We start from the raw sequence: 16,082 nt of genomic DNA, 5'->3' as shown, positions 1-16,082 counted from the left end.
GTCAGCGGCGGAAGTCGTTCGCGAGCCACCAGTCGTAGAGGGCCGCGGCGTCGCCGTCGGTGCGGCGCAGGTAGCCGAAGGACAGCGCGGCGTTGTCGGACCAGAACAGGTACGCGGCGCCGCTCGGGTCGAGGTAGCAGCCGACCCGGCCCGCGAACCGGCCGTCGACGGAGTAGCCGGTGGCGAGCGTGGCGCCGGTGCGGCACTGCGCGTGCTCGGCGCCCTGCTGCACCGAGACGTTGTCCGCCGTGGCGGCGCCGTCGAACCCGCCGTCGAGCAGGCTCTGCTGGGCGTAGCGGCTGAACGTGGCACCGTCCGGCCCGTCCGCGGGCCCGTTCTCGCACTCGACGTACCCGGTCGCGCCGATGGTCGTGGCGGTCTGCAGGTTCGGGGTGCAGTTCGCGGTGGAGAACCCCGCGGGGAGCGCGGCCAGCAGCTGCGCGTCCTCCGAGCCGGGGACGGCCGTGGTGACGGCCTGCGGCGTGGGCGTCGCGGTAGGGGTCGTGGTCGGCGCCGACGCGCCCGTGATCACCCGGTTCACGAAGTAGCCCGCCACGCCGAGGCCCGCCAGCAGCACGACGCAGGTGACGATCACCGCGGCCAGCCCGGCCTTGGAGATCCCGCGCCGCCGCGGCTCGGGCGGTGGCCCGGTCTGCCAGCCCGGCGCGGTCGGTGGCGCCGCGGCCCAGCGCGGGTCCGATGACGCGGCCTGCTGTGCGTACCGGGGATACCGCGGGTCCGACGGCATCGAGCCGAAGGTCGAGGGCCGCGGGGTGTCGGTGGCCGTCGGCGGCGCCGTGGGGACGGCGCCGGAGCCGACCGCGGCCCGGGCCGCCGCGGCGAGCTCGCCCGCGGTGGCGTAGCGGTGGTCCGGGTCCTTCGCCATCCCGCGCGCGACGACGTCGTCCAGGCCGCCGGGCACCTCCGCGCGCTGGATCAGCGGCACGGGCAGGTGCAGGTGGGCGTGCATCAGGGTGGGCAGGTCGCCCGCGAAGGGTGCCTTGCCGGTCAGTGCCTGGTAGAGCACGCAGGCCAGGGCGTAGACGTCGACGCGGCGGTCCGCGACGACCCCGTGGAAGCGTTCGGGGGCCAGGTAGGCGACCGACCCGGGGACGGTGCCGGAGCGGGTGAGCTGCTCGCCGCCGTCGGACACGCCGCTGGAGCTGGCGATGCCGAAGTCGAACAGGTAGGCGAACAGCTCGTCGTCCGGCCCGGTGAGCAGGATGTTCGAGGGCTTCACGTCCCGGTGGACCATGCCCTCGGCGTGGGCGGCGTCGAGCGCGGAGGCGATCTGGGCCACGACCGAGACGGCGACGGCGGGGGTCAGTGGGCCGCGTTCGGCGAGCCGGGTGCCCAGGTCGCTGCCGGAGACCAGGCGCATGTCGAGGTAGAGCCGCCCGTCGATCTCGCCGAAGCGGTGGATCGGGACCACGTGGGGGTCGCGCAGCTTGGCCGCGGCGCGGCACTCGCGGCGGAACCGCTCCGTGTACTCCGGGTCGTCCGCGAGGTGCGCGGGCAGCACCTTGAGCGCGACCTCGCGGTCGGTCTCGGTGTCGAAGGCCCGGTAGACCTCTCCCATGCCGCCACGACCGAGCAGCGACTCGATCGTGTACGGGCCGAACGTCGTGCCCTCCACACCGCCTCCTCTCCCAGTGTCGAGCGAACGGACGACGGTGTTAGCCGGCGGCCGTCGCGCTGTCCAGGATCCGATCGACGACCGCCGGATCCGGGAGCGGGCTGGACGCGGGCCCGCCCGCGGTGTCGACGTTCACGACGAGCAGCGCCGTGCCGCCGCTCGCCACCGGCGCCGCGAGCACCGCGACCACCCCCTCGGTCGCCAGGCAGCCGTCGTCGACCGGGGCGCGGACCCGCGCCTCGACGACGGTCCCGGCGCCGGTGGGGCGCGGGTCGGACAGCGTCACCTCGGGCGTGTGGCCCGCGGTGTCGGTGTAGAACGACCGGCCGAGCCGGTCGGCGAAGTCCGTGGCGGCCGCGGCGGGCTCGGCGTCGGTCTGCACGAGCGTGCTCGTGGCGGTCCCGCGCTTGTAGCCGTCGCCGCGGCAGGTGTAGGCGGGCGCGTCCGCGCCGCCGCCGAATGTGACGCCCAGGATCCGCACGGTCTCCCCGTCGACCGGGGTCCAGTCGGCGGGCACGGCGTAGCGCAGGTACGGGGTGTCGACCGCGCGGAACCCCGCGGGCACCGACGGGCCCAGGGACCCGATCACCAGCCAGAACCCGCCGGCCAGCAGACCCGCCACGACCAGGATCACCGCCGTCAGGCCCGCGATCCAGCGGCCCGTGTGCTCGGGTCGGGGGCCGGGTGGGGGAGGTGGGGGCGGTGGGGGAGGCGGAGGAGCCCAGGGCACTCCCACCTGGGTGGGGTCGGCCCGGGGCACGACACGGGTCTCGTCGTCGGTCCCCTCCGGATCGGCCACCCGCCGAGCCTAACCGCCCGGGGTCTCGGCGTGATCACGTTCGTCACCCGGCGAGGAAGGAGAGCCGCACGGTCCGGACGGCGTTGTCGACGTTGGTGTCCACCAGACAGACCGACTGCCAGGTGCCCAGGGCCATCCGCCCGCCCAGCACCGGCACGGACATCGACGGGGCGATGATCGCGGGCAGCACGTGGTCGCGGCCGTGGCCCGCGGAGCCGTGCCGGTGCGACCACCGGTCGTCTCCGGGGAGCAGGGTCCGCAACGCCTCGAGCAGGTCGTCGTCGCTGCCCGCGCCGGTCTCGATGACCGCGACGCCCGCGGTCGCGTGCGGCACCCAGACGTTCACCAGCCCGTCCTGCTCGTCGCGGCAGAACTCGGCGATCCGACGGGTCAGGTCGACCACCCGCTCGGTGCCGCCGGTCCGGATCTCGATCTCCTCGCTGCGCATGGTGCGAGCGTAGGGTCCGCTCGTGCGCACGGCCTTCGGTTCGCCCTTCGACGTCCCCGCCGGATACCTGAGCACCGCGAGCGTCGGGGTGCCGCCACGCGCGACCGCGGACGCCGTGGACGCGGCCCTGCGGCGCTGGCGTACCGGCGCGGGCCGGGCCACGGACTTCGACGACGTCGTGGCCCGGGCCCGGGCGGCGTTCGGCCGGTTGGTGGGGGTCGACGCCGACCGGGTCGCGGTCGGCGGCGCGGTGTCGCCGCTGGTGGGGCTCGTCGCGGCGGCCACCCCGGACGGCGCGCGGGTCGCGGTGGCCGAGGGCGAGTTCTCCAGCGTCACCTACCCGTTCGCGGTGCAGGGGCGGGGGATCACCGTCACCGAGGTGCCGCTCGAGCGGCTCGCCGAGGCGGACGCGGACGTGCTCGCGGTGAGCGTGGTGCAGTCGCTCGACGGCCGGCTCGCGGACCTCGACGCGCTCCGGGCCCGCACGGACGCGACGGTGCTGCTGGACGTCACGCAGGCGGCCGGGTGGCAGCCGTTGGACCTCGGGTGGGCGGACGCCGTGGTGGGGGCCTGCTACAAGTGGCTCTTCGCGCCGCGCGGGGCGGCCTGGATGGCGGTGCACCCGCGGCTGCGGCTGGTCCCGCACGCCGCGAACTGGTACGCCGCCCAGGACCCGTGGGGGAGCACCACGGGGCTCCCGCCGCGGCTGGCGACCCAGGCGCGCGGCCTCGACACCTCACCCGCCTGGTACTGCCACGTGGGGGCGGCCGAGTCCCTGGAGTGGCTCGCCGGTCTGGACCTCGCGGCGGTCCGCGCGCACTGCGTGGGACTGGCGGACCGGTTCCGCGCGGGGGTGGGGCTCGACCCCGCCGGTTCGGCGATCGTCCACGTGGCCGACCCCGCCGCCGCCGAGCGCCTGCAGGCGGCCGGGCTGCAGGTCACGGCCCGCGGCGGCGGTGCGCGGCTCTCGTTCGCCCTCTACTCCACCGACGACGACGTCGACCGCGCCCTGGCCGCCCTGACCTGACCTGACCGTGAGTGGCGATGGTCGCTCTGGCGACTCCGCTCACCCACCCCGCCGCCTCCGGCGGCTGCCGGCCCCCGGCCTCCACTCACGGGTCAGCGGGTGATGCCGGGCAGGGGCGGGACGACGGGGAGGGTGTTGGTCGCGAGGCGCCAGCGCGCCGCGCGGGCGGTGCCCTCGCTCAGGGCCTTGAAGGCCGCGGCGCGCAGCGGGACCTGGGTGGTCTGCTCCAGGACCGACCGCCAGGCGGCGAGGACGTCCGCCTCCGCGGTGACGGCGAGGCGGCCCGCCGACAGGGCGTCCGTCACGGGGGCGGGGGTGCGGTAGGCGGGCTCGGCGGACACCGGCCGGGCGCCGACGTCGGTCAGCGTCTGCTCGATCTGCCCGCGCAGTGTGCGGTGCGCCTCGATGTCCGTGCGCGCCACGGCCGCCTGGTCCGGCGGCACGAACGCGACGATCAGCGTGTAGACCCAGAGGGCCGCGTGCTCCGCGGCCAACGCGGCCTGCAGGGCGGCGATCGCCTCCGGGTCCAGCTGGGTGGAGCTCACGTGAGCACCGCCGCGTAGGTCGCGCAGCAGGCGGCCAGCGAGCCGACGAGGCCCACCCGGCCGGTCGGGAGGGTGGCCACCAGCCCGGTCGCCTCGCGGGCCGCGGCGTCCAGCGCCTGCCGCACCGCGGCGAGGTCCACCGGGCCGGTCGGGGCGGGCGCGGGTGCGGGGGTCGCGGTGGCCGAGCTCTGCGGGCCCGCCAGCCGGTCGATCTCGGCCTGCAGCGCGGCGGCGTGGTCGTTGCGCGCCGAGCGCAGCGGATCCAGCCGCGGCGTGAGCGCGGGATCCGCGGTGATCGCGGCGGTGACCAGGGCCGCGTCGACGCGGGCCCGCTCGGCCAGCGGGATCAGGGGGTCCGGGCCGTCGTCCGCGGGGGACGTGGTGCAGGCGGCCAGCACGGGCACCGCCAGCCCCAGGACGACGAGCGCCCGGCGGCGGGTGACCCGGGCGGGGGCCACGAGCGGCTCGGACGACACGGACGACACGGCCTCGCATCCTGCCGTATGCGTTCCGTGGTCGGCCGCGACGGGTCCGCCCGTCCGTCCCGGCCGCCGCGCTAGGCTGGACGGCCGTCCGGCCCCTCACGTTCGCCCGCGTCACCGTCACGTCATCTCGCCAAGGAGTCCCATGCCCCCCGGAGTCCCCGAGCAGCTCCCCGGCTCCCTGCGCGGAGTGCTGGAGCCCCTCGTCGCCGACGCCGGGTTCGAGCTCGACGATCTCGAGGTGCGGGCCGCCGGTCGCAAGCACACCGTCAAGGTCGTCGTCGACGTCCCCGAGACCGCGGAGCAGACCGGCGTTCCGCTGGACGCGATCGCCCGGCTGTCCCGCAGCGCCGCCGCGGAGCTCGACCGCCACGAGCACCTGATCGCCGGGTCGTACACGCTCGAGGTGACCTCACCCGGCGTCGACCGGCCGCTGACCCGCCCGCTGCACTGGCGGCGCGCGCACCTGCGGCTGGCGAAGGTCTCGCTGACCTCGGGGGAGACCGTCGAGGTCCGGGTCGGCACGGCGGGGGAGGACTCCGTCACGGTCGTCGAGGCCGGCGCGAAGAAGCCGGAGCCGCGCGAGCTGGCCTACGCGGACGTGACCCGCGCGGTCGTGCAGGTCGAGTTCAAGGCGCCGCCCGCGGCGGAGGTCGAGGCGCTCGGCGCCGGGAACGGAGAAGGACAGTGAACGTCGACATCGCCGCCCTGCGCGCCATCGAGCGGGAGAAGGAGATCCCGTTCGACACGGTGATCGAGGCCATCGAGACGGCGCTGCTCACCGCGTACAAGCACACCGACGGCCACGAGCCGCACGCCCGCATCGACATCGACCGCAAGTCCGGCCTGGTCCGGGTCATGGCGCACGAGGTGTCCGAGGACGGCGCCGCGGGCCCGGAGTGGGACGACACCCCCGAGGGCTTCGGCCGGATCGCCGCCACCACCGCGCGCCAGGTGATCGTGCAGCGCCTGCGAGACGCCGAGCACGAGCGCACCTACGGCGAGTTCGCGGCGTCGGAGGGCGAGATCATCTCCGGCGTCGTGCAGCGGGACGCCCGGGCGAACGCGCGCGGCGTGGTCGTGGTGCAGCTCGAGGACAACTCCCGCCGCGGCGCGGGGGGCCGGATCGAGGGCGTGCTGCCGCAGACCGAGCAGGTGCCCGGTGAGCGCTACGAGCACGGCGACCGGATCCGCTGCTTCGTCGTCGGGGTGACCCGGGGAATGCGGGGGACGCAGATCACGTTGTCGCGAACGCACCCCAACCTCGTCCGCAAGCTGTTCGCGCTCGAGGTGCCGGAGCTGGTCGACGGCTCCGTCGAGATCGTCGCCGTGGCCCGCGAGGCCGGGCACCGCTCGAAGATCGCGGTGCGCTCCACCGTCCCCGGGGTCAACCCGAAGGGTGCCTGCATCGGCCCGATGGGCCAGCGGGTGCGCAACGTCATGAGCGAGCTGCACGACGAGAAGATCGACATCATCGACTGGTCGGCCGATCCGGCGACGTTCGTCGGCAACGCCCTCTCCCCGTCGAAGGTGGTGTCGGTCACGGTGGTGGACGCCAAGGCGCGCACCGCGCGGGTCGTCGTGCCGGACTTCCAGCTCTCCCTCGCCATCGGCAAGGAGGGGCAGAACGCCCGGCTCGCCGCCCGGTTGACCGGCTGGCGGATCGACATCCGCAGCGACGCCGACCCCCGGGCCGCCGCGGACGCCGAGGCGGAGAGTGTGGCGGGGACGGCGGGGACGGAGTCGGTCGGCTGAGTGCGGACGCGCTACACTCGTCCCCGGCCCGCGATTCGGAGCCGGGACCCGTCCGTACGTGTGTCGGGTGTCGGAGACGCGAGCAGGCCACCGGTCTGTTGCGCGTCGTCGTGGTGGACGGGACCCTGGTCCCGGACCCGCGCAGGCGCCTCCCCGGTCGGGGTGCCTCGGTGCATCCCCGCCCGGAGTGTCTCGACCGGGCCGAGCGCCGCTCGGCGTTCCCGCGGGCACTTCGTGTCCCGGGGCCGCTGGACACCGCTGCGGTCCGGAAGCATCTGGAGCAGCAGGAGGGTGTCGAGATCGTCTCGGCGCCGTCATTCACAGAAGACAAGGTCGACCCGTCATGAGCCAGTCGTGAAGATCGCACCATGAACGTGCATCGACTCTAGGTTCGAGGTCGAGCGGACACCTGCCGCCCGGCCTCTCGTCGAAGTCAGAGGAGAGCAGTGGCAGGCAAGGCCCGCGTGCACGAGCTCGCGAAAGAGCTCGGCATCTCGAGTAAGCAGGTCCTGAGCAAGCTGCAGGATCTGGGGGAGTTCGTGAAGTCCCCCTCCTCCACCGTGGAGGCCCCGGTCGCGCGCAAGCTGCGCGACTCGATGGCAGGCAACGGTGGAGCACAGCGCCGGGGCATCCCCGGCAGCGGCAGCCGTCCGCGCCCCGGACAGTCCGGTGGCGCCCCGACGCCCGGTCCCGGCCCCAAGCCCGGCCCGCGCCCGTCGAGCGCCCCCACCCCGGGTCCCGGCCCCCGTCCCGGTGCGCCCGCGCCCGGTGCGGGCAACCGTCCCGGTCCGCGCCCCGGTCCGCAGAACACCCCGGAGACCCCGGCCGCCCCCGCGCAGCCGGAGGCCCCCGCCGCGAGCGCCGCTCCGGCGGCTCCGGCGCGCCCGTCCGGCGCGCCCTCGGGTCCGCGTCCCGGCCCTCGGCCCGGTCCGGCCCAGCCCGCGCCGCAGCAGCGGCCGCAGGGTGAGGGCGACCGTAGGCAGCAGGGTGGCGGCGCGCGTCCCGGCCCCCGTCCCGAGCAGTCGCGTCCCGCGGCCGCCCAGGGTGGTTCCGGTGCGGGCACCGTGCCCCCGCGCAGCGCCGGGCCGCGTCCCGGCCCGCGCCAGCCGCGCGTCGGCAACAACCCGTTCGGCGTCGGTTCCGGGGCCCCGCCCCGTCCGGCCGCGCCGCGTCCGGGCCCGCCGCCCCAGCAGGGTGGCGACCGTCCGCAGGGCGGCGAGGGTCGCCCCGGTGGCGGCGCTCCGCGTCCGGGCGGTCCCGGCACCGGTGGGCCCCGCCCGCCGCAGCGCTCGGGTGACCGTCCCGGTGGTCCGCGGCCGAACCCGGGCAACATGCCCCCGCGGCCGAACCCCGGCATGATGCCCGCCCGTCCGGCGGGTGGCCGTCCGGCGCCCGGTGGGCGCGGCGGTCCCGGCGGCGGCCGTGGTGGCCCCGGCGGTCGTCCGGGCGGTCCCGGTGGTCGTCCCGGCGGCGGTGGCGGCGGTTTCCGTCCCGGCGGCGGTGGCCCCGGTGGCGGCGGCGCCCCGGCGGGCGGTGGCTTCCGCGGTCGTCCCGGCGGCGGTGGCGGTCGTCCCGGTGCCCGTGGTGGCACCGCGGGTGCCTTCGGTCGCCCCGGTGGACCGGCCCGCAAGGGTCGCAAGTCGAAGCGGCAGAAGCGCCAGGAGTACGACGCCATGCAGGCGCCGTCGGTCGGCGGTGTGCGCCTTCCGAAGGGCTCCGGCGAGACGATCCGGCTCCCGCGCGGTGCGTCCCTGACGGACTTCGCCGAGAAGATCAACGCCAACCCGGCGTCCCTGGTCCAGGTGCTGTTCCACCTGGGCGAGATGGTCACGGCCACGGCGTCCGTCGCCGACGAGGTGCTCGAGCTCCTCGGCAACGAGATGAACTACAACGTCCAGGTCGTCAGCCCGGAGGAGGAGGATCGCGAGCTGCTCGACAGCTTCGACATCTCCTTCGGAGACGACGGGGACGAGGAGGACTGGGTCGTCCGGCCGCCGGTCGTGACCATCATGGGTCACGTCGACCACGGTAAGACCCGACTCCTCGACACCATCCGCAAGGCGAACGTCCGCGAGGGCGAGGCCGGCGGCATCACCCAGCACATCGGCGCCTACCAGGTGCAGACGGAGCTGGAGGGTGTCGAGCGTCCGATCACCTTCATCGACACCCCGGGTCACGAGGCGTTCACCGCCATGCGTGCCCGCGGCGCGAAGTCCACGGACATCGCGGTGATCGTGGTCGCGGCGGACGACGGCGTGATGCCCCAGACCGTCGAGGCGATCAACCACGCCCAGGCGGCCGACGTGCCGATCGTGGTCGCGGTGAACAAGATCGACGTCGAGGGTGCCAACCCGGCGAAGATCCGCCAGCAGCTGACCGAGTACAACCTGGTCGCGGAGGAGTACGGCGGCGACACGATGTTCGTCGACATCTCCGCGAAGCAGGGGACGAACATCGACCAGCTGCTCGAGGCGATCCTGCTCACCGCGGACGCGGCGCTGGACCTGCGGGCCAACCCGAACATGGAGGCCCAGGGCGTCACGATCGAGGGTCACCTCGACCGCGGCCGTGGTCCGGTGGCGACCGTCCTGGTCCAGCGCGGCACGCTGCGCGTCGGCGACTCGCTGGTCGCGGGCGACGCGTCGGGTCGTGTCCGGCGGATGGTCGACGAGCACGGGGACGACATCACCGAGGCGCTCCCGTCGCGTCCGGTGCAGGTCATCGGCCTGACGTCGGTCCCGGGTGCGGGCGACACGTTCCTCGTCGTGGACGAGGACCGGGTGGCCCGGCAGATCGCCGACCGGCGGCGGGCGCGCGAGCGCAACGCCGAGCTGGCCAGCCGCCGCAAGCGCGTGTCGCTCGAGGACCTCGACGCCGCGCTGAAGGAGACCAACACCCTCAACCTGATCATCAAGGGTGACAACTCGGGTACCGTCGAGGCCCTCGAGGACGCCCTGATGAAGCTCGACGTGGGAGACGACGTGGACCTCCGCGTCATCCACCGCGGCGTCGGTGGCATCACCGAGGGCGACATCAACCTCGCCATCGCGGACAACGTCATCGTCATGGGCTTCAACGTCCGGGCCGAGGGCAAGGCGACCGAGCTGGCGAACCGCGAGGGCGTGGAGATCCGGTACTACACCGTGATCTACCAGGCCATCGAGGAGATCGAGCAGGCCCTGAAGGGCATGCTCAAGCCGGAGTACGAGGAGGTGGAGCTCGGCCGCGCCGAGGTCCGCGACGTCTTCAAGTCCTCCAAGTTCGGCACGATCGCCGGTTGCCTCGTGATGAGCGGGGAGATCCGCCGCAACGCCCGCGGGCGCCTGCTGCGGGACTCCGTGGTCATCGCGGACAACCTGCCGATCAGCTCGCTGCGGCGCTTCAAGGACGACGTGGTCGAGGTCCGCGAGGGCTTCGAGTGCGGTCTGACCCTGGGCAGCTACAGCGACATCAAGGTCGACGACGTCATCGAGACGTTCGAGATGCGCGAGAAGCCTCGCGCCTGACCCCCTGATCGGCGGGCCCCGCACGGGGCCCGCCGATCGGGTCTACCACCCATGTATGTAGGAGCACTGGAGTGCGACGTCCTGCTCGGGGACGTGCACTCGCTCAAACAGAAGCGCTCCGCCGTGCGGCCCGTGGTGGCCGAGCTGCGGCGGCGCTTCGCCGTGTCCGCCGCCGAGGCGGGACACCTGGACCTGCACCGACGTGCCCTGATCGGGGTCTCGTGCGTGGCCGCGGACGTGGCCCACGTGCGAGACGTGCTGGACTCCTGTGAGCGGCTCGTGGCCGGTCGCCCCGAGCTGGAACTGTTGTCTGCCCGACAGCGCCTGTTCGGGCCGGAAGAGGACTAGGAGCGCGCCATGGTGGACCAGGCCCGCGCCCGCCGGCTGGCGAAGCGGATCACCCAGATCGTCGCCGAGGCGATCGAGCACACGGTGAAGGACCCGCGGCTGGGGGGCGTCACGATCACCGACGCCCGCGTGACCGGTGACCTGCGCGAGGCCACCGTGTACTACACCGTGCTCGGCCGGACCGTCGACGAGGAGCCCGACCTCAAGGGCGCCGCCGCAGCGCTGGAGAGCGCCAAGGGTGTGCTCCGCACGATGGTCGGGCAGCAGACCGGGATCCGGCACACGCCGTCCTTGGCGTTCGTCACCGACGAGGTGCCGCACGAGGCCGCGCGGATGGAGGAGCTGCTCGCGCGCACCCGGGCCTCGGACGCCGAGGTGGCCAAGCTCGCCACCAGCGCTCGGTACGCGGGCGAGCCCGACCCGTACAAGGCGCCCCGCGAGCCGGACCCGGACGACGAGTGACCACCGAGCAGGAGGCCCGCTGGGCCCGTGCCCGTGCCGCCGACCGGGCCCGTGAGCTCGCGCGGCTGACGGCCGCCGACCGTGCCCGTGCGGTCGACGAGGCCGTCGAGACCGCAGCGGACGTCCTGGACGGGGCCACCCGGGTCGTCCTGCTCGGTCACGTCAACCCGGACGCGGACTCGCTCGGTTCGGCGTTGGCGCTGGGTGTCGCGTTGCACCGGCGGGGTGTGCAGGTGGTCGTGTCCTACGGGGCGGCCGAGCCGGACGAGCTGCCGCCCGAGACGCTGCGCGCGCTCGACGTCGAGGGCCTGCTCCACCGGCCCGCCGACGTCCCCGTCGACCCCGAGGTCGTCGTCTGCTGCGACACGGCGGACCGCCGCAGGCTCGGCATCCTCGCCGACCGGGTGGACGCGGCGGAGACGACGATCCTGGTCGACCACCACGCGTCGAACCCCGGGTTCGGGGACGTCCAGGTGCTCGACCCCCGCGCCGAGGCCACCGTGATCCTGGTGCACCGCATCCTCGACCTCCTGGACGTGGACATCGACCCGGTGATCGGGGCGTGCCTGTACGCCGGGCTCGCCACGGACACCGTCGGGTTCCGGATCGGCGGGCCGGGGCCGCACCGGCTGGCCGCGGAGCTCGTCGAGGCGGGGGTGCAGGTCGAGCCGCTGATGCGCACGCTCGTCGACTCGCACCCGTTCGCCTGGCTGGCCGCGCTCGGCGAGATCCTCGCCGGGGCGACGCTCGACGGTGACCTCGTGCACGCCACGGTGCCGCTCGCGGTGGTCGAGTCGTTCCGGCCGGAGGAGGTCGAGAGCGTCGTCGACCTCGTGCGCACGGCCGTGGAGGCCGAGGTGACGGTGGTGCTCAAGCAGATCGCCCGCACCCGCTGGACGGTGTCGCTGCGCTCGCGCGGCGCCGTGGACGTCGCCGCCGTCGCGGTGGCGCTGGGCGGCGGCGGGCATCCCCGAGCCGCGGGCTTCACCCGGGACGGCGACCGGGAGGGAATCCTCGCGGCGATCCGGACGTCGTTGGGCGATTCCGGACGAAGGTGACACGACCCGTTCACCCGGAGTGCGTACGGTGGGCCCCGTGAGCGCTGATCTCGCCGCGCCGTCCGCACGGCGCACCTTCCTCGCGGCCGCCCTCCGTCGACCCGGCCGGATCGGCGCGGTCTACCCGAGCTCCCCGCGCCTGGCGGGCGTGCTGGCGTCGGTGGTGCCGTCGCGGGGCACGCCCACGGTCGTCGAGCTGGGGCCGGGGACCGGGTCGGTGTCCGCGGTGATCGCCGGGCGGCTGCCCGCGGGGTCGCGCCACCTCGCGGTGGAGCTGGACCCCTCGATGGCGGCCTTCCTGCGCCGCACCCGTCCGGGGCTGGAAGTCGTCGCCGGCGACGCCAAGGAGCTCACCACCCTGCTCGCCGACCGGGCCGCGCACCGCGTCGACGCCGTGATCTCGGGCCTGCCGTGGTCGCTGTTCGACGAGGGCGGCCAGCGCGAGATCCTCGGCCAGGTCGGTGTGGCGATCGGTGCCGAGGGCGCGTTCACGACCTTCGCCTACACCCACACGCTCGCGATGCGCGGCGCCCGCAGCTTCCGCAGGCTGTTGGGCGACCGGTTCGACGAGGTGTTGATCAGTCGCACGGTGTGGCGCAACGTGCCTCCTGCGTACATCTACGTCTGCCGGCGGCCCAAGGGGTAGGTGCCCCTTTGCAGTGACAGCGGATGCGCACTGCTGCGTGCTCGTGCGGATCGGCTGTCACTGCGGCGGACCCGAGGGCAGGTGTCTCCGGCGCCTTTGCAGTGGCAGCGGATGCGCACTGCTGCGTGCCCGTGCGGATCGGCTGTCAGTGCAGCGGACACGGGGGTAGGTGTCTCGGGCGCCTTTGCAGTGACAGCGGATGCGCACCGCCGCGTACCGTGCGGATGCGCTGTCACTGCAAAGGGGCGCTTGGTACACACTGCTGCCCCCCGTGCGGATGTGCTGTCACTGCGAAGGCGCGCCGGTGTGCACCGCCGTCCCCCGGTGCGCATCCGCTGTCACTGCAAAGGGGCCGCCGGGTGTGCACCGCCCTCCCGCCGGTGCGGATCGGCTGTCACTGCAAAGGGGCGCCGGGGACACCCCCGCCGACCGAGGCCGGGCGCGCGGGGGAGGATCGGGGCGTGAGTTCCGAGCCCGCCGCCCACGGCGCCTCACCGCGGCAGGTCGTGCGTCTGGCCCTGCAGGCGCTGCCGGTGCTCGCCGCCGAGCCGCTGTACATCCTGGTCGACACCGCCGTCGTCGGGCGGCTGGGGACGGTGCCGCTGGCGGGCCTGGCGGTCGCCGGGGTGCTGTTCGCGCAGGTCACGACCGCGCTGAACTTCCTGTCCTACGGCACCACCGCGCGCTCGGCCCGCCTGCACGGGGCGGGGCGGCGCCAGGACGCCGTCGTGGAGGGCGTGCAGGCGACGTGGGTGGCGATCGCGGTCGGACTGCTCGTGCTGGGGCTGGGACAGCTGTTCGCGCGGCCCGTCGCGGACCTGCTGGGCGACGGCGGCGGGGTGGCCGACGCCGCGGTCGGCTGGCTGCGGACCGCGCTGTTCGGCGCCCCCCTCATCCTGATCACCCTGGCGGGCAACGGCTGGATGCGCGGGGTGCAGGACACCGCCCGCCCCCTGCGCTACGTGCTCACCGGCAACGGGATCTCGGCCGTGCTGTGCCCGATCCTGGTACACCCGCTGGGCCTCGGGCTGGAGGGCTCGGCGATCGCGAACGTCGTGGCGCAGGTGATCGTCGCCGGGCTGTTCCTCCGCGCCCTGCTCAAGGAGGGGGTGTCGCTGCGGCCGCGCCCGGACGTCATCCGCGCGCAGCTGTCGATGGGCCGCGACCTGATCCTGCGCACGGCCGGGTTCCAGATCTGTTTCCTCTCCGCCACGGCGGTCGCCGCCCGGTTCGGCGCGGCGAGCGTGGCGGCGCACCAGGTCGTGCTGCAGCTGTGGAACTTCCAGGCGCTGGTGCTCGACGCCGTCGCGATCGCCGCGCAGGCCCTGGTCGGGGCGGCGCTGGGCGCCGGGGGAGCCGACCAGGCCAAGGCCACCGGCGCCCAGGTCACCCGCTACGGGCTGTGGCTCGGCATCGGGTTCGGGGTGCTGTTCGCCGCGCTCTACCCGGTGCTGCCCGGGGTGTTCACCGCCGACGGCGACACCCTCGCCACGATCCCGCAGGCCTGGTGGTTCTTCGTCGCGCTGCAGCCGATCGCCGGTGTGGTGTTCGCGATCGACGGGGTGCTGCTCGGCGCGGGCGACGCCGCGTTCCTGCGCACCACGACCCTGGTCGCCGCGCTCGCGGGCTTCCTGCCGCTGATCTGGATCTCGCTCGCGTTCGGCTGGGGCCTGCTGGGCATCTGGACGGGCCTGAGCCTGTTCATGCTGGTCAGGCTGGTGGCCGTGGGCCTGCGAGCTCGGTCGGGGCGGTGGGCCGTGACGGGAGTCGGCTAGGCAGCTCCAGCCGGAACACCGTGCCGGGGGAGCGCCCGGACACCTCGATCGACCCACCGAGCCTGCGCACGATCCGCGCCACGAGGGCCAGGCCGATGCCGCGGGGGCGGTCGGGGGCCGCGGGCTTGGTGGAGAACCCGTGGGCGAAGACGTCGTCCGCGGCGTCGGCGGGGATGCCGGGCCCGGTGTCCTCGACCTCCACGATCCATCCGCTCGCGCCGTCCGCCAGCCGCACCCCGACGGCAGCGCCGGGCGAGCCGTCGGCCGCGTCCAAGGCGTTGTCGACGAGATTGCCGACGAGCGAGACGAGATCGTCCGGCTCGACGGGCGTCTCCGCGCTGGTCTCGTCCTCGACGGTGAACGCGATGTCCCGTTCCGCCGCGGACCAGGCCTTGTCCAGCAGCAGCGCGGCCAGCACGGGATCGTGCACGACCAGGTCCGACGGCCCGCGCGCCCGGTCGACGGCGGCGGTGCCCGCCCGCAGCGCGTCGTCGGTCTCGCCGAGCTGCACGAGGGTGAGCACGGTCTGCATGCGGTTGGCGAACTCGTGGGCCTGCGCCGACAGCGCGCGGGCGCGGTCGCGGGCGGCGTCGCGCTCGCGCAGGACGTCCGCGAGCTCGGTCCGGTCCCGCAGCGTGACGACTCGGGTGCCCTCCCCGGCGCGGGGACCGGCGGCGGTGCGCGAGAGCAGCAGGACCCGCTCGCCCGCCAGTGTCACGGTGTCCCGGACGTCCTCCACACCGCCCGTCGCGAGCCGGGTGACGGCCCGCAACGCCGGGTCCACGCCCAGCTCCACCAGTCTGCGACCTTCGACGGGCTGGTCGAGGCCGAACCCCAGCAGCCGCCGGGCCTCGGCGTTGACGACCACGACCCGGCCGTCCTCGTCGAGCACCATCAGCCCCTCGCGCACGGCGCGCAGCACGGCGTCGTGGTGGGTGTAGGCGGCGGCGATCTCGGCCGGCTCCAGGCCGAGGGTCTGCCTGCGCACCCGGCGGGCGAGCAGCCAGGCGAACGACGCGCCCAGGGCCACCGCCACGGCCGCCACGAGGACGATCCAGGGCAGCTCGCGCGCCACGAGCTCGCTGATCCGCGTCTCCAGTACGCCGACGCTGACCAGCCCGACGACCGGGCCGCCCGAGCCTGCGAACACCGGGACGACCGTGCGGATCGAGGGGCCGAGGGTGCCGAGGTAGTGCTCCGTGTACACCTGCCCGGCGCGGGCCTCGGCGATCGTGCCCAGGTAGGTCTGCCCGATCCGGTCCGGCTCGGCGTGGCTGTAGCGCACCCCGTCCGGGCTCATGATCACGACGAACGCCGTGCCGGTGGCCTCCTGCACCCGCAGGGCCAGCGGCTGCATCGTCCGCGCGACGACCTGCGGGTCGCCGCCCGCCGTCACCGCCGCGACCACGGCGGGATCGGTCGCGACGGACTGGGCGGTGGCCGTGGTCAACCGGGCGGCTGCGTCGGTCTCGAGCTGGCGGGCGCCGAGGACCGCCAGTACGGCGGCCCCGCCGACCGTCACCAGGACCGTGGCCACCTGCAGGAACAGCAGGCGACGGACCAGGCTCGACGATCGGCGGGGCCGGGAGGACATG

16 protein-coding genes are annotated in these 16,082 nt (G+C 74.8%); 10 read left to right on the top strand and 6 right to left on the bottom strand.

The window, feature by feature from the left end:
* Position 1: 1 nt before the first annotated feature.
* Genes L3X23_RS15070 through L3X23_RS15060 form a run of 3 tightly spaced genes read right to left on the bottom strand, consistent with a single transcriptional unit; the run spans position 2 to position 2,883 of the window.
* Positions 2–1,636, bottom strand: a complete 1,635-nt coding sequence (locus L3X23_RS15070; protein WP_237192806.1) for a serine/threonine-protein kinase — start codon at positions 1,634–1,636, stop codon at positions 2–4.
* 40 nt (positions 1,637–1,676) lie between these two features.
* Positions 1,677–2,435 (bottom strand): hypothetical protein, encoded by a 759-nt coding sequence (locus tag L3X23_RS15065; RefSeq protein ID WP_237192805.1) that lies wholly within the window; start codon positions 2,433–2,435, stop codon positions 1,677–1,679.
* Between the two features lie 43 nt (positions 2,436–2,478).
* Positions 2,479–2,883: a YjbQ family protein gene (locus tag L3X23_RS15060; protein WP_237192804.1), complete on the bottom strand. Its 405-nt coding sequence runs from the start codon at positions 2,881–2,883 to the stop codon at positions 2,479–2,481.
* Positions 2,884–2,905: 22 nt separating this feature from the next.
* Between L3X23_RS15060 and L3X23_RS15055 the strand changes: the two genes are divergently transcribed.
* The gene (locus L3X23_RS15055; RefSeq protein WP_237192803.1) at positions 2,906–3,910 is read left to right on the top strand and encodes an aminotransferase; all 1,005 of its coding nucleotides are present in this window, start codon (positions 2,906–2,908) and stop codon (positions 3,908–3,910) included.
* 92 nt (positions 3,911–4,002) lie between these two features.
* Here L3X23_RS15055 and L3X23_RS15050 read toward each other — a convergent pair whose 3' ends face one another.
* Positions 4,003–4,455, bottom strand: coding sequence for a ferritin-like domain-containing protein (locus L3X23_RS15050; protein ID WP_237192802.1), 453 nt, complete (start codon positions 4,453–4,455; stop codon positions 4,003–4,005).
* Positions 4,452–4,940 (bottom strand): hypothetical protein, encoded by a 489-nt coding sequence (locus L3X23_RS15045; RefSeq protein ID WP_237192801.1) that lies wholly within the window; start codon positions 4,938–4,940, stop codon positions 4,452–4,454. The genes L3X23_RS15050 and L3X23_RS15045 overlap by 4 nt, the downstream gene beginning before the upstream one ends.
* Before the next feature lie 142 nt (positions 4,941–5,082).
* Here L3X23_RS15045 and rimP point away from each other — a divergent pair, with 142 nt between their 5' ends.
* The 9 genes from rimP (at position 5,083) to L3X23_RS15000 (ending at position 14,487) form a co-directional block, all read left to right on the top strand.
* On the top strand, positions 5,083–5,628 hold the full coding sequence (gene rimP / locus L3X23_RS15040) for a ribosome maturation factor RimP (protein WP_237192800.1): 546 nt from the start codon (positions 5,083–5,085) through the stop codon (positions 5,626–5,628).
* A complete protein-coding gene (nusA, locus tag L3X23_RS15035; RefSeq protein ID WP_237192799.1) occupies positions 5,625–6,692 on the top strand; it encodes a transcription termination factor NusA in 1,068 nt (355 codons plus the stop codon). Before rimP ends, nusA begins: the two co-directional genes overlap by 4 nt.
* Positions 6,593–7,039: a YlxR family protein gene (locus tag L3X23_RS15030; RefSeq protein WP_308116984.1), complete on the top strand. Its 447-nt coding sequence runs from the start codon at positions 6,593–6,595 to the stop codon at positions 7,037–7,039. The genes nusA and L3X23_RS15030 overlap by 100 nt, the downstream gene beginning before the upstream one ends.
* 99 nt (positions 7,040–7,138) lie before the next feature.
* The gene (gene infB / locus L3X23_RS35870) at positions 7,139–10,198 is read left to right on the top strand and encodes a translation initiation factor IF-2 (protein WP_237192798.1); all 3,060 of its coding nucleotides are present in this window, start codon (positions 7,139–7,141) and stop codon (positions 10,196–10,198) included.
* A gap of 51 nt (positions 10,199–10,249) precedes the next feature.
* Entirely contained in the window at positions 10,250–10,546 is a 297-nt protein-coding gene (locus L3X23_RS15020) for a DUF503 domain-containing protein (RefSeq protein WP_093079275.1), read from the top strand.
* A 9-nt stretch (positions 10,547–10,555) separates the two neighbouring features.
* Positions 10,556–11,008 (top strand): 30S ribosome-binding factor RbfA, encoded by a 453-nt coding sequence (gene rbfA, locus L3X23_RS15015; protein WP_093079272.1) that lies wholly within the window; start codon positions 10,556–10,558, stop codon positions 11,006–11,008.
* A complete protein-coding gene (locus L3X23_RS15010) occupies positions 11,005–12,066 on the top strand; it encodes a DHH family phosphoesterase (RefSeq protein WP_308116904.1) in 1,062 nt (353 codons plus the stop codon). Before rbfA ends, L3X23_RS15010 begins: the two co-directional genes overlap by 4 nt.
* A gap of 37 nt (positions 12,067–12,103) precedes the next feature.
* Positions 12,104–12,712: a class I SAM-dependent methyltransferase gene (locus tag L3X23_RS15005; RefSeq protein WP_237192797.1), complete on the top strand. Its 609-nt coding sequence runs from the start codon at positions 12,104–12,106 to the stop codon at positions 12,710–12,712.
* Positions 12,713–13,173: 461 nt separating this feature from the next.
* Positions 13,174–14,487, top strand: coding sequence for an MATE family efflux transporter (locus L3X23_RS15000; protein WP_237192796.1), 1,314 nt, complete (start codon positions 13,174–13,176; stop codon positions 14,485–14,487).
* On the opposite strand, the gene L3X23_RS14995 is transcribed toward L3X23_RS15000, so the two are convergent.
* Positions 14,423–16,081: an ATP-binding protein gene (locus L3X23_RS14995; protein WP_237192795.1), complete on the bottom strand. Its 1,659-nt coding sequence runs from the start codon at positions 16,079–16,081 to the stop codon at positions 14,423–14,425. The two genes, L3X23_RS15000 and L3X23_RS14995, sit on opposite strands and share 65 nt — an antisense overlap.
* Between the last annotated feature and the right edge of the window lies 1 nt (position 16,082).

Source organism: Pseudonocardia sp. WMMC193, from assembly GCF_021728735.1.
Classification (GTDB): domain Bacteria; phylum Actinomycetota; class Actinomycetes; order Mycobacteriales; family Pseudonocardiaceae; genus Pseudonocardia; species Pseudonocardia oroxyli.
The sequence above is the reverse complement of the archived record's forward strand: the minus strand, read 5'-3'. Positions and strand labels throughout refer to the sequence as shown.

Excerpts from the sequence above, each read along its gene's own strand:
- L3X23_RS15020 (WP_093079275.1), top strand. The coding sequence starts at position 10,250 with ATGTATGTAGGAGCACTGGAGTGCGACGTCCTGCTCGGGGACGTGCAC.
- L3X23_RS15060 (WP_237192804.1), bottom strand. The coding sequence starts at position 2,883 with ATGCGCAGCGAGGAGATCGAGATCCGGACCGGCGGCACCGAGCGGGTG.
- L3X23_RS14995 (WP_237192795.1), bottom strand. The coding sequence starts at position 16,081 with ATGTCCTCCCGGCCCCGCCGATCGTCGAGCCTGGTCCGTCGCCTGCTG.
- rimP (WP_237192800.1), top strand. The coding sequence starts at position 5,083 with ATGCCCCCCGGAGTCCCCGAGCAGCTCCCCGGCTCCCTGCGCGGAGTG.
- rbfA (WP_093079272.1), top strand. The coding sequence starts at position 10,556 with ATGGTGGACCAGGCCCGCGCCCGCCGGCTGGCGAAGCGGATCACCCAG.